This is a genomic window from Pseudomonas sp. Xaverov 83 (assembly GCF_019352905.1).
In the GTDB taxonomy this organism is placed as follows: Bacteria; Pseudomonadota; Gammaproteobacteria; order Pseudomonadales; family Pseudomonadaceae; genus Aquipseudomonas; species Aquipseudomonas yamanorum.
Genome location: NZ_JAAAFU010000049.1, coordinates 283,811 through 296,890 on the forward strand (window position 1 = coordinate 283,811; position 13,080 = coordinate 296,890).

Sequence of the window (13,080 nt, forward strand, 5' to 3'; positions counted from 1 at the left end):
ATGGAAAAGGATGCGCAGGCGCCCAAGAACGGGTGTTTCAGCGCTTTGACGAGCATGAACAGCCTTCATACGATTGAACCGGAATGCTCAGTGCGCTTCGGACCCTTCACGTTCTACCCCCAGCAGCGCCTGGTGTGCGCAGAGGGCCGGCCGCTGCCGCTGGGCGGGCGTGCGCTGGACATTCTCGCGGTGCTGGTGGAGCAGGCGGGGCAGTTTGTCAGCAAGGCGGTCCTGATCGCACGGGTGTGGCCCAGCAGCGTGGTGGAGGAGAACAACCTGCGGGTGCACATCGCGGCCCTGCGCCGTGCCTTGGCCGATGGCGAGGGCGGGCGGTGCTACATCATCAACGTGCCGCAGCGCGGTTATTGTTTTGTCGCGACGCCACCCATGCAGGCAGAAGCTGTACAGCCCTTACCTCAACATAACCTGCCAGCACGCCTGGTGCCGGTGCTCGGCCTGGAGCCGCTGGCGCGCGCCCTTGCCCGGCGATTGCCGGGGCAAACGCTGATGACGCTCACCGGGGGCGCCGGCATCGGCAAAACTACCCTGGCGCTGTACCTGGCCGCACAGGTTCTGCCGCGCTATCGCGACGGCGTGTGGTTGGTGCCGCTGGCCGGGATCAGCCAGTTATCCGGCGTGCTCCGTCAGTTGGGCAAGGCGCTCGGGATTGAGGTTGAAGCGGGTGCTACGTTGCAAGGCGTTTGCCGGCAACTGGCGTCGCGGCAATTGCTGTTGGTGCTTGATGGGTGCGAACAGGCGCTGGCGGCCTGTCGCAACCTGGTGTCCGCCCTGCGTGAAATGGCGCCCCGGGTGACGCTGTTGTTGAGCAGCCGCGAAGCGTTGCATATGCCCGGCGAATGGGTTCAGCGCGTGCCTGCGATGGCGGTGCCGCCGCTGTCGGCATTGGCTTCTGTCGAGCACGCGCTGGCTTATCCCGCGGTGCAGCTTATTGTCAGCCGGGCCCAGGCCTGCCAGCAGGGCTTTGACTTGCGCAGGCAAGACCTGGTCCCCCTGCGGGATATCTGCCGGCGCCTCGACGGCATCCCGCTGGCCCTGGAGCTGGCAGCGGCCCAGGTCGATGCCCTGGGCATCAAGGGCGTGCAGTTACAGTTGGCGAACGGCTTGCTGGTGCTGACTCGCGGGCGGCGAACCGCGGTAGGGCGGCATCAATCCATGAACGCGGCGCTGGACTGGACCTACGATCGCTTGAGCCTGCCGGAGCGCTGGCTGTTCCTCCAGTTAGGCTTGTTCAAGATGGCGGTGACTTTGCCGAGACTGAGCGCGCTGATTGCCGGTACTGAACTGGAACACGCCGACTTGCCCTATCTGCTGGCACGGTTGGTGGACACGTCGCTGCTGACCGTCGAACCCGGTCCCGGCCCCCGGCGTTATCGCCTGCTCAATAGCGTACGTGCCTATGCGCTGGCCCGCCTGGGTGACGGGGCACAGGTGAGGTTGTTGCAGCAAGGCTACGGGCATTATCTTGGGCCGTTTTCAGGCCGGCACTTTGTGGTGCAGTTCGTCGAGCAGGCGGCGCACGCTCACTAGGTCCGGCGTGGAAAACCCTTCGGTAAAGCGCCCGTGGACGGTTCGCAACAGGTCGCGCGCGGCGGCGTGCCGGCCCTCGCGTTGCCATAGGCGGGCCAGTGACAGCGCGCTTCGCAGTTCCCAGGCCAAGGCGCCCTGCTGACGAGCCAGCCCCAGCGCTTCCAGCAACAGGCTTTCAGCCACCTGCGTCGGGGGCGGGTCGGCCCGGTGCAGCAGGGATTCGGCGCGCACCCGCAGGATTTCTGCGGTGCACCACCCCGCATCGCCCCGCCGGGCCCGTTCGAAGCAGGCCTCATCCACGTCCCTTGTGTGCAGGGTCACAACGATGTCCTTGATCAGGCCCAGGCCTTCGACGTTCTCTTCGTGTACCACGCCGTCCAGCGCCAGGGTGTAATGCCTGGCCCAGGTGTCGAACAGCAGCACCGAGTGCTTCTGCGCCTGCTGTGACAGCAGCTCCAGCATCGATCTCGCCGCTCGGTCGTCACCGTTGTAGTGAGCGATGACGACACCCGCGAGGGCCAGGGTGTAGCAGATCGAGGTGCCGTGATTGATTTGCAGCGCCAGCTCCAGCGCCTGGCGGGCGGTGCGCCAGGCGCGCTCCGGGAAACCCTGGAGCCAGAGGATGCGCGCCAGCACCGTCAGCGACGCCACGCTCTGGTCGTATTGCACGCCAAACCCATGGGTAAACCGATTGCGGTGGCCGCTCTGCGCCATGCGCTGCATCACCTGTTCGGCGTTGTGCCGTGCCAGGGCCTGATTGCCGGCAAAATGTTGCGCCAGTACCCGCAGGCGCTGTGCGCTCAAACCCAGCAGCGGTGGGGCGTTGGGGTCCAGGTGATCGAAGTGCAGGCTTTGACGCAGGGCCTGCTGGTAGTTGCCGCTGCACAGGTTGACCGCCAGGTGGCCGGACACGGCCCTGAGCTGGCCGGCGACATCCTGGCTGTTTTCTGCCAGTTGCCTGGCACGCTCAAAGGCATCGATGGTCTGTGGGGTTGCGCCCTGGGTGTGATAGGAAAAACTGCCCAGGGCCAACTGCAGTTGCAGGTGCAAGTGCGCGCAGGGCGAGGTTGATTGCTGGAGCAGGGCCAGGGCCTTGCCCACATACAAACCGTGCTCGGTGAGCAGCGACAGCTCCTGCCACAGCGGCATCGCGCTGACCGTCAAGCGGATGGCCAGCAGCGGCGAGCCTGCCTGGCTCAAGCCCCAGTCGAGGGCGGCACGCACGTCTTCGCGGTAGGCGGCATAACGGTCGAGCCACTGTTGGGTGGACACGTGTTCCCAGTCGGCTTGCGCTTGATTCATCAGCGTCAGGCACCGGGCGGCGTGGCGCTCACGGCTGGCCTCCAGCTCGCAGGCGGCGCTGAGTTTCTCCAGGGCATAGGTGCGGGTGATGTCCAGCAGTCGATAGGTTACCGCTTCATCGCCTACCTCAACGTTGAGCAGGGACTTGGCTACCAACTGCGTGATCGAACCCAGCACCTCGGTGGGCGCAATGTGTTCACCGCCGATCACTGCCGCCGCCGATTCCAGGGTGAAAACACCCCGGAACACCGCCAGGCGACGCAGGCAGACCTGCTCGCTGGCGGTCAGCAGATCGAAGCTCCACTCCAGGGTGGCGCGCAGGGTCTGGTGCCGGGGCAGGGCGCTGCGCCGGCCGCGGGTCAACAGGCGAAAGTTATCCTCCATCTGCACCAGCAAGCCCGGCAGGCCAAAGCGTTTGATTTGCGCCGCCACCAGCTCGATTGCCAGGGGAATGCCGTCCAGGCGTCGGCAGATGTCGATGGCCAGGGGCAGCTCGGCGTCACTCAGTTCAAAGCCGTCCCAGCGCGACCGCGCCCGTTCCACCAGCAATTGCAGCGCGGGGTACGCCATCGCTTCGGCGCGGTCGCCCGTGGCCGGTGGGCACGCCAGAGGCTCCAGGCGTTGCACGAACTCGCCTTCGGCGCGCAGCGCTTCGCGGCTGGTGGTCAGGATGTGCAGCTGGGGGGCATTGCGCAGCAGGGTTTCGCTGATCAGCGCAATATCGTCGAGCAGGTGCTCGCAGTTGTCGATCACCAACAACATCTGGCGCTCGCGCAGCAGGCTGGCGAGGCCGCACAAGGGCTCGTGGCTAGGTAGCGTGAGTTCCAACAGGGCCGCCAGGTTGGGCAGGATCATCGAGGGTTGGTTCAGGGGGGCCAAGTCCAGCAGGCGGATGCCGTCGCGGTAACGGCCGATCAGCAGTTCGGCCACCCGCAAGGCGACGGTGGTCTTGCCGATACCGCCGGCCCCCGTGAGGGTGATGAAGCGGTGTTGAGGCAACTGCTGCACCAGGCTTTTGATCAGGGCCTGGCGTCCCAGCATTCGGGTGCGCCGCAGCGGCAGGTTGTGCCCTGGATGGGCCCCTAAGCTGTCGTCTTCCAACGCCGTGGGCTCGATGCTCAGGGGCGCAACAAAACTGTAGCCACGCTGGGCCACGGTGACGATATAGCGCTGTCCGGCCTGGCCATCGCCCAAGGCCTTGCGCAGGGCCGCCATGTGCACCCGCAGGTTGCCATCCTCCACCACGGTCCTGGGCCAGACCCGGGCGATCAACTCCTGCTTGCTCACCACCTGGCCGGCGTGCTCGAGCAAAATCAGCAGGATATCCACCGCCCGGCGGCCCAGGCGCAACGGTCGGCCACCCTCCAGCACCGCGCGCTGGCGCGGGTGGATCCGGTAGGGGCCGAAATGCATGGCCTGGTCGCTGGGGTTGCTCATGCGCGGTCTCTGGAACGAGGTCTGTGGTGCATATTCCAGAGGTTTGCGCTGGGGTGCAATCACCACTAGGCGGCGATCACGCGAAGTTGGTGGTTACGCCAGGTCATCGGGTTTACGCCTTCGCTGCGGCTGAATATGTGGCAGAAGTGCGCCTGGTCGCAAAATCCGCACTCCTGGCTGATTTGGGTCAGGCTCAAGGCGGAGTGGATGATCAGCTCCTTGGCCCGCTGGATGCGTTGTTGGCGAATCCATTCCTGGGGAGAGAGGCCGGTACTGCATTTAAACGCGCGGGAAAAATGGCTGCGGGACAGGGCGCAGGCCCGTGCCAGTTCGGCGACTTCCAGGCTGTCCCCGAGGTTGGCCAGGATCAACTGCTTGACCATGCGTTCGCGGCGGGGGCACAGGCCGCCGGTGGCAGGGGCTCGGGGGTGCGGTGCAGGTGCGATTTGCTCAAGTCGGGCCATGACAGATTCCGTGGTCGATGGGAGCGTTTCCTGTTGATGAAAATCCAGTGTAGACCGCCGTATTCTTGGTGCCGGACCGTCTGGCTGGCGAGTTAATCGTTGTTAATTTCGCCAGGTGCCTGCGCAAAAAAGACAGCACAGGGATGCAATTGCAGCGGCCTTGAGCGTGGTTAGCTGACGGGGTGCTCACCTCCCGGGAAACCCTATGAATCGCAACGACTTGCGCCGCGTCGACATGAACCTGCTGGTGATTTTCGAGGCCCTGATGTTCGAAAAGAACCTGACCCGGGTTGCCGAAAAACTCTTCATGGGCCAGCCAGCGGTCAGTGCGGCCCTGAGCCGGTTGCGCGACCTGTTCGATGACCCGCTGCTGTTGCGCAATGGTCGCGGTATGGAACCCACGCCACGGGCCGTGGCGATCCTCAAGGAGTTGCAACCGGCCATGGACATCATTTCCGGCGCCGTGAGCCGCGCCAAGGATTTCGACCCTTCCACCAGTTGCGCGGTGTTTCGCATCGGGCTGTCGGATGACGCCGAGTTTGGATTATTCCCGCCGTTGCTCAGCCAACTGCGGGAAGAGGCGCCCGGGATCATCGTGGTGGTGCGGCGTGCGAACTACTTGTTGATGTCGGCGTTGTTGGCCAGTGGCGAGATTTCCGTGGGGGTCAGCTACACCACCGAGCTGCCAGCGAATGCCAAGCGCAAGAAGCTGCGGGATATTCCGTGCAAGGTCCTGCGGGGGGATGACCGGCCGGAGCCGTTGACCCTCGACGACTACTGTTCACGACCCCATGCCATGGTTTCGTTTTCCGGTGACTTGAGCGGCAACATTGACTTGGACCTGGCGCGGGTTGGCCGGGCGCGGCGGGTGGTGTTGGCGGTGCCGCAATTCAGTGGGTTGCGGGACCTGTTGGCCGGCAGCGAAATGATTGCGACGGTGCCCGATTATGCCGCCTGCGCGTTGACCCAAGGCAGCGGGTTGCGGGCCGAGGACCCACCGTTCGCCATCGATGCGGCAGAGCTGTCGATGGTGTGGAGCGGGGTGCACGACAACGATCCGGCGGAGCGCTGGTTGCGATCGCGGATTGGCGAACACATGTCCCGGACGCTTTAACAGAGCACGTACATCCAATTTTTACGCTGCGCGACGCCCCACACTGCGGCCATCGCTCACGTATTCAGGGGGAGGGGCACGATGGACTCAGTCACGCAGCAAGGCGGCCCGGACGAGGTTGTCACCTTGGTGGTCAAACACCGTATCAAACCCGGCCACGAAGCCGACTACGAAGCCTGGCTGCGGCGCATCGTGCGCATTGCCGGCGAGCGCCCCGGCCACCTCGGCGTTGACGTGGTGCGCAGCAAGCAGGGCGGCCTGGCGCTGTTCACCTGCGTGCTGCGTTACCGCTCCACCGATGACCTGGAACGCTGGCTGGAGTCGCCGCAGCGCCTGGAGCTGATCAACGAAGCGGCACCGATGCTGGCCGACGGCGACCAGACTGAAGTCGGCGCGGTCAACGAGTTCTGGTTTTCGCCCCTGGCCGACGCTGCCGCCAAGCCGCCGCGCTGGAAGCAGGCGGTGGTCACGCTGCTGGTGATCCTGCCGCTGACCTTGCTGGTACCGATCATCTGGGGCCCGGTACTGAGGCTGCATCCGTTCCTGTCCAACTACATCGTCGCCACCTTCCTGGTCACCCTGACCATCGTTGTACTGGTGGTTTACCTGCTGATGCCGGCGGCCACCCGCCTGTTCGCGCCCTGGCTTGAAGCCTCTGTAAAGGAAACCCTATGAACGCCGATCTGATTCTGTTCAATGGCCAGTTCCACACCGTGGACCGTGAAAATCCCCGCGCTACGGCAGTCGCGATCCACCAGGGACGTTTTGTCGCGGTGGGCACCGACGGCGAAGCCATGGCCCTGCGCGGCAGTGGTACCCAGGTCATCGACCTCAAGGGTCGCACCGTCATCCCTGGCCTTAACGACTCGCACCTGCACCTGATCCGTGGCGGCTTGAACTACAACCTTGAACTGCGCTGGGAAGGCGTGCCGTCCCTGGCCGATGCCCTGCGCATGCTCAAGGACCAGGCCGACCGCACGCCCACGCCGCAGTGGGTGAGGGTGGTGGGGGGCTGGAACGAATTCCAGTTCGCTGAAAAGCGCATGCCCACCCTCGACGAACTCAACCAGGCCGCCCCCGACACGCCGGTGTTCGTGTTGCACCTGTATGACCGCGCCTTGCTCAACCGCGCGGCCCTGCGGGTGGCCGGCTACACCAAGGACACACCGAACCCGCCCGGCGGCGAGATCGTGCGCGACCACAACGGCAACCCCACCGGCATGCTGGTGGCGCGGCCCAACGCGATGATTCTCTACGCGACCCTGGCCAAGGGCCCGAAACTGCCCCTGGAATACCAGGTGAATTCCACCCGCCAGTTCATGCGTGAACTCAACCGCCTGGGGCTGACCAGTGCCATCGACGCCGGCGGCGGTTTCCAGAACTACCCTGACGACTACGCAGTGATCGAGCAGTTGGCCAAGGACCAGCAACTGACCGTGCGCATCGCCTACAACCTGTTCACCCAGAAGCCCAAGGAAGAACTCAGCGACTTCAAGAACTGGACCGGCAGCGTGACCCTGCACCAGGGCGACGACTACCTGCGCCACAACGGCGCCGGCGAGATGCTGGTGTTCTCGGCGGCCGACTTCGAAGACTTCCTCGAACCCCGCCCGGACCTGCCGCTGACCATGGAGCAGGAGCTGGAACCGGTGGTGCGCCACCTCGTAGAACAGCGCTGGCCGTTCCGCCTGCACGCCACCTACAACGAGTCGATCTCGCGGATGCTCGACGTGTTCGAGAAGGTCAACCGCGACATCCCGTTCAACGGCCTGCCGTGGTTCTTCGACCACGCCGAAACCATCACCCCGCATAACATCGAGCGGGTGCGGGCGCTGGGCGGCGGTATCGCGATCCAGGACCGCATGGCGTTCCAGGGTGAGTACTTTGTGGAGCGCTACGGCGCCAAGGCTGCCGAGGCCACGCCGCCGATCAAGCGCATGCTCGCCGAGGGCGTGCCGGTGGGCGCTGGCACCGACGCCACCCGGGTGTCGAGCTACAACCCCTGGACCTCGCTGTACTGGATGGTCAGCGGCCGCACCGTGGGCGGGCTGGAACTGCACGCCGAGGGTTTGTCCCGGCTGACCGCCCTGGAACTGTTCACCCACGGCAGCGCCTGGTTCTCTTCCGAGCAGGGCAAGAAAGGCCAGATCAAGGTCGGCCAATTGGCGGACGTGGCGGCCCTGTCGGCGGACTTCTTCAGCGTCGACGAGGAAGCCATCAAGTGGATCGAATCGGTGCTCACCGTGGTCGGCGGCAAGGTTGTCTACGGCGCCGGCGACTTTGAAGACTTCGCACCGCCTCGCGTGCCCGTGCTGCCGGACTGGTCGCCGGTGGCCAAAGTGCCGGGCCACTGGCGCCCGACTGCACCGCTGCAGGCCCAGGTGCACCAATGCAGCGGCCCCTGTGGCGTGCATTCCCATAGCCATGAACGGGCGCGTCTTTCGAACGTGCCGGTCAGCGACTTCCAGGGTTTCTGGGGCGCGTTTGGCTGCTCGTGTTTTGCCTTCTGAATCTAACCCCAAAGGAGTGTTCCCATGACTTACAAACGCCTGAACAAAGACGACGCCGTGGTCCTGCTGGTGGATCACCAGACCGGCCTGATCTCGCTGGTGCAGGACTTCTCGCCCAACGAGTTCAAGAACAACGTGCTGGCCCTGGCGGACCTGGCCAAGTTCTTCAAGCTGCCGACCATCCTCACCACCAGCTTCGAAAACGGCCCCAACGGCCCGATGGTGCCGGAGTTGAAAGAACTGTTCCCGGACGCGCCGTACATCCCGCGTCCTGGCCAGATCAACGCATGGGACAACGCGGACTTCGTTCAGGCGGTGAAAGCCACCGGGCGCAAGCAACTGATCATTGCCGGTGTGGTGACGGATGTCTGCGTCACCTTCCCGACGCTGTCCGCCCTGGCTGAAGGCTTTGAAGTGTTCGTGGTCACCGATGCGTCGGGCACCTTCAACGAAACCGTGCAACAGGCCGCCTGGGCGCGGATGACGGCTGCTGGTGCGCAGCTGGTGAACTGGTTCTCGGTGGCCTGCGAGCTGCAAGGGGACTGGCGCAACGACATGGAAGGCCTGGCCAACCTGCTGTCGCCGCGCATTCCCAACTATCGCAACCTGATGAACAGCTACTCGGCGCTGGCGGCCAAGTAAACCGCTCCAGAGGACACCAAAAATTCCATGTGGGAGCCGGGCTTGCCCGCGATAGCGGTGGATCAGTCAAAGCTGATGTCGACTGATCCACCGCTATCGCAGGCAAGCCAGCTCCCACATTGGATTTGTGGTGCCGGGACATACCGGCTATAAAACAGCCCAGCGTCCACCGAGAAGCGACAATGAACCCCTTCGAAGACATGCGCCTGTTTTGCCAGGTCATGGAATCCGGCAGCTTCACCGCCGCCGCCGAACACCTTGGCCTGTCCAAGCAATTTGTCAGCCGCCGCCTGATCCAGCTGGAAGAGCGCCTCGGCGTACGCCTGCTCAACCGCTCCACCCGCCGCCTGGACGTCACGCCTCTGGGCCAGAGTTACTACGAATCCGCCCTGCGCCTGCTCAGTGAAGTCGAGCAAGTGGAGCAGGGCATCACCGGGCAAAACACCGACCCCCGAGGCACCATCCGCCTGAGCGCACCGTTGTCGTTTGCCATGGCGCACCTGGGCAGCCTGTTGCCGTTGTTCCTGCAACGCCACCCCCACGTCACCGTGGAAGTCGACCTCAGCGACCGCCCGGTAGACCTGATCAGCGAAGGCTACGACCTGGTGCTGCGCATCGGCACCCTGGAAGACTCGACCCTGATCGCCCGGCGCATCGCCAGTGTGCAGCGCGTCTACTGCGCCAGCCCGGACTACCTGGCCCTCCACGGTACGCCCCAGACCCCCGATGATCTGGTCGACCACGAATGCCTGCCTTACGGCCATGGTCGCCAGGTGCAATGGCACTTCAAGGTCGATGGCAAACCCCACACCCGCAACGTCAGCGGACGCATGCGCGTCAACAACGGTGAGCTGCTGCGGGACGCGGCGATCGCCGGGTTGGGTATCACGTATCTGCCGAACTTTATCGTCGCCCAAGCCTTGCAGGACGGCCGGCTGGTGGCGCTGCTGGAAGACACTACGCCGGAGTCCCTGACCCTGTCAGCGGTGTACCCCCAGCACCGCCAGAGCTCGCGCCCGGTGCAGGCGTTGATCGAGTTTCTGCGTGAGCGCCTGGCCGGCGGTTGTTGAGTCAGAACGCGTACTGCACCCGGCTGTAGTAATACCCGCCGGTAAACCCGAACGGCGAATAGCTGCCCCAGTTATCGCCGAACGAAGAGTTCTTCACGCCGATATGATCCGGGTATTTGTCGAACAGGTTCTGCGCACCCACGGCCACTGTCAGCTGTTTGGTGATTGCATAGGCCACATCGAGGTCGGTGATCCATTTGGCCGAATACGTGCGGTCCAGGCTCGGGTCGCTGGAGCTGTTGACCTCGGTGTAGGTGCCGTAGCGGGTCAAGCGCAGGTTGACGTCGAAGTCGTGGATCGCCCAGTCGGCGGAGAAGATCATCTTGCTGCTGGGTGAGGTTTTGGTAATCAGCGCCCGGGACTGGCGGCCCATCAACTGGAAGTCGCCCAGGGCGGCGAGCTGCGCCGGGGTGTCGTTGACGCTGAGGATTTGCGTGTGGTTGTAGTTCAGCGCCGCGGTCCATTTCACCGAGCCGTAGCGGTCGAGGTTTTGCCGGTAGTTGCCCACCACGTCCACCCCGGAGGTGCGGGTGTTGGCGCCGTTGGTGAAGTACTGCGCGCCGGCGGTGGCCGGTACGCCGATGCCGTCCAGCAGCGCCGCAATGCCCGGGCCCTGGAAGCGCTCGCTGAGTACCAGGCGGTCCCGCAGGTTGATCACGTAGCCGTCCACCGTGAGGCTCAAGTCATCGCTTGGGGTAACGGCAAACCCGAGGCTGAAGTTGGTCGAGCGCTCCGGTTTCAATGACTTGGCACCCAAGGCCTGGGCGCCGGCGGAATCCACCGGCAGGATCACGTAGTTATACGATTGGTACACGCCATTGATGGTGTCGAACCCGGTGGAGCGCGCCGTGAAAATCTCGTTGGCCAGGGACGGCGCACGAAAACCGTTGCTCACGGTGCCGCGCAGGGCAAACACCGGGTTGAACGCATACCGCGTGCTGAGCTTGCCGCTGCGGGTGCCGCCGACGCCTTCGTTGTAATGCTCGTAGCGCCCGGCCACGCCGACGTACCACTGCTCGGTGGGGTAGAAGCCCAGGTCGACATAGCTGGCGACGCTGTTGCGGCTGACCTTCTGCGCGTCTTCGGGGCGGATGCCGTTGGTGACCTGGGCCCCCGGATCGGGACGCTGCCCGGCCCGTGGATGGCCCGCCGGGAACACGTAGCCGCCATCGATATAAGAGGCCTCGGAGCCGGCGCGGGTCTCGTAGCTTTCGCGCCGATGCTCCAGGCCGAACGCCACGTCCAGCGGCTTGGCCAGGCCGATCTCGTAGGTGTTTTTCAGGTCGAGGTTGGTGGTGAGCTGGTCGGCGATGTAGATCCCGGAGGTGAACCTGTTCGGCGTGCTTTCACCCAGGGACGGGTTCTGGTTGTCGTAGGTACGCTGCTTGGCATAGTTGCGCCCGTAGGTGCTGCTCAAGTCCCAGGCCCAGCCGCCGCCGAGGTCGTTACCCTTGGCACCGAAGGCGGATTGAAAGTCGGTCTCGTTGACCAGCCAGTACGGGCTGTAGCCATTGGGGTAGCCATTGGGCCCGGTGGTGATGGTGTTGCGGCCATTGGGCAGGCGGAAGTTCTGGCCGTCGTTGTTCTCCCGGGTGGCCAGGGTGGAGAACGAGTACAGCGTCAGGTCGTCGTTCAGGGGCAAGTCGAGGTTGTAGGCGACGTCAGCCAGTTGGCTGCGGGGCGAGCCGTAGCCTTTGTAGGTATGGTGGCTGGAAGTGGCTTCACGCGGGTCGGGTGAACCATCCGCCAGCGGATAGTAATGGGTGCTGTAGCCGTTGCTGCCGGCCTTGTTGTCGCGCTCCTGGTAGCGGGTATCGAGGGACACGTTGAGCACCCCGGCTTCGCCTACCTGGAAGCCATAGTTCAGGGCCTCCTGGCCGGTGCCGCGCTTGCCGTCGTAGTTCTGGCCCAGGGTGGTGTCGGAACTGCCGCCGGTGGTCTGCTTGAGGATGATATTGATCACCCCGGAAATCGCATCCGAACCGTACTGCGCCGCCGCACCGTCGCGCAGCACTTCCACATGGTCGATGGCGGCCACCGGGATCAGGTCGAGGTCGCTGGGAGCGGCGCCGCTGTTGATGCCGTTGATGTTCAGGGTGGCGCTGGTGTGGCGCCGTTTGCCGTTGACCAGCACCAGCACATGGGAGGCGGTCAAGCCGCGCAAGGTGGCCGAGCGCACCACGCCGCTGGCATCCCAGCCGGCGCGGTCGGGCAGGTTGAACGAGGGGATGAGCTTGCCCAGGGCTTCCAACAGGCTCGGCTTGCCCACGGCCCGCAGCTGTTCGCCGCTGATCACATCAATGGGCGTGGGGCTGGTGGTGACGGTACGTTGTTCGGCGCCACGGTTGCCGGTGACGACGACGGTGTCGAGGGTGGGAGAGCGGTCTTCGGCGGATTCGACGCCGAAGGACGCCAGGCCGCACGCCAGCGAGAGCGGCAGCAATAAGGGACGTCTATGCATGAGAGTGAAGCTCCTTGATCCCGGATCGATCCTTGGGTCAGCGTTTGCGCGCGGCAACCGCTTCGATTTCCACCAGCCCGCCGGGCAATGGCAGGGCGACGACTTGCACCGCGGTGCGTGCCGGTTTTTTCGGCTGCTCGGCACTGCCGAAGAACGGCGTGTAGCCTTCCTGCAAACCGGCAAAGTCGAGCTTGCCGCCCTTGGCGGGATCGCCCACCAGGAATATCCGCAACTGCACCACATCCCCCAGATCCAGGCCCTGGCTTTGCAGCACGCCCTTGAGCTTATTGAGGATCGACGTGGTCTGGATGGCCGTGTCGCCATAGGCTGCAAACGAGTCTTTCGGTGCCTTGGGGTCATGCAGGTCGGCCAGCAAGCCGCTGACAAACAGCAGTTCGGTCTGCGGTGGTACCGACACCGCCAGTGAGATCGGGAAGTTCGAGTTGGGCAGCGGCACGCGCTTGATCTCATCGGCGTGGGCGGCGAGGGTGGTGGCGGTCATCAGCAGTCCTGCAAAGAGAGTTTTCATCGA

At 64.5% G+C, this 13,080-nt stretch carries 10 protein-coding genes; 6 read left to right on the forward strand and 4 right to left on the reverse strand.

The features are described 5' to 3' along the window. Entirely contained in the window at window positions 1-1,548 is a 1,548-nt protein-coding gene (locus tag K0H47_RS16905; protein ID WP_219273273.1) for a winged helix-turn-helix domain-containing protein, read from the forward strand. Here K0H47_RS16905 and K0H47_RS16910 read toward each other — a convergent pair. Both K0H47_RS16910 and K0H47_RS16915 read right to left on the reverse strand, forming a co-directional pair. Continuing rightward, window positions 1,495-4,287: a winged helix-turn-helix domain-containing protein gene (locus K0H47_RS16910; RefSeq protein WP_219273274.1), complete on the reverse strand. Its 2,793-nt coding sequence runs from the start codon at window positions 4,285-4,287 to the stop codon at window positions 1,495-1,497. The genes K0H47_RS16905 and K0H47_RS16910 overlap by 54 nt on opposite strands. Before the next feature lie 65 nt (window positions 4,288-4,352). Next, window positions 4,353-4,751, reverse strand: coding sequence for a helix-turn-helix domain-containing protein (locus K0H47_RS16915; RefSeq protein WP_063031039.1), 399 nt, complete (start codon window positions 4,749-4,751; stop codon window positions 4,353-4,355). Between the two features lie 205 nt (window positions 4,752-4,956). On the opposite strand from K0H47_RS16915, the gene K0H47_RS16920 reads away from it, so the two are divergent. The 5 genes from K0H47_RS16920 (at window position 4,957) to K0H47_RS16940 (ending at window position 10,087) form a co-directional block, all read left to right on the forward strand. After that, the gene (locus tag K0H47_RS16920) at window positions 4,957-5,865 is read left to right on the forward strand and encodes a LysR family transcriptional regulator (protein WP_063031037.1); all 909 of its coding nucleotides are present in this window, start codon (window positions 4,957-4,959) and stop codon (window positions 5,863-5,865) included. Between the two features lie 81 nt (window positions 5,866-5,946). Beyond that, window positions 5,947-6,540: an antibiotic biosynthesis monooxygenase gene (locus tag K0H47_RS16925; RefSeq protein ID WP_063031035.1), complete on the forward strand. Its 594-nt coding sequence runs from the start codon at window positions 5,947-5,949 to the stop codon at window positions 6,538-6,540. Then, window positions 6,537-8,375 (forward strand): amidohydrolase, encoded by a 1,839-nt coding sequence (locus K0H47_RS16930; protein ID WP_219273275.1) that lies wholly within the window; start codon window positions 6,537-6,539, stop codon window positions 8,373-8,375. The genes K0H47_RS16925 and K0H47_RS16930 overlap by 4 nt, the downstream gene beginning before the upstream one ends. Window positions 8,376-8,399: 24 nt before the next feature. Then, window positions 8,400-9,017: an isochorismate family cysteine hydrolase YcaC gene (ycaC, locus tag K0H47_RS16935; RefSeq protein WP_093198011.1), complete on the forward strand. Its 618-nt coding sequence runs from the start codon at window positions 8,400-8,402 to the stop codon at window positions 9,015-9,017. Between the two features lie 182 nt (window positions 9,018-9,199). Further along, window positions 9,200-10,087: a LysR family transcriptional regulator gene (locus tag K0H47_RS16940; protein WP_093198006.1), complete on the forward strand. Its 888-nt coding sequence runs from the start codon at window positions 9,200-9,202 to the stop codon at window positions 10,085-10,087. A 1-nt stretch (window position 10,088) separates the two neighbouring features. On the opposite strand, the gene K0H47_RS16945 is transcribed toward K0H47_RS16940, so the two are convergent. Further along, window positions 10,089-12,548, reverse strand: a complete 2,460-nt coding sequence (locus tag K0H47_RS16945) for a TonB-dependent siderophore receptor (RefSeq protein ID WP_219273276.1) — start codon at window positions 12,546-12,548, stop codon at window positions 10,089-10,091. A gap of 37 nt (window positions 12,549-12,585) precedes the next feature. Next, window positions 12,586-13,077: a RidA family protein gene (locus tag K0H47_RS16950; protein WP_093197996.1), complete on the reverse strand. Its 492-nt coding sequence runs from the start codon at window positions 13,075-13,077 to the stop codon at window positions 12,586-12,588. Window positions 13,078-13,080: the final 3 nt, after the last annotated feature.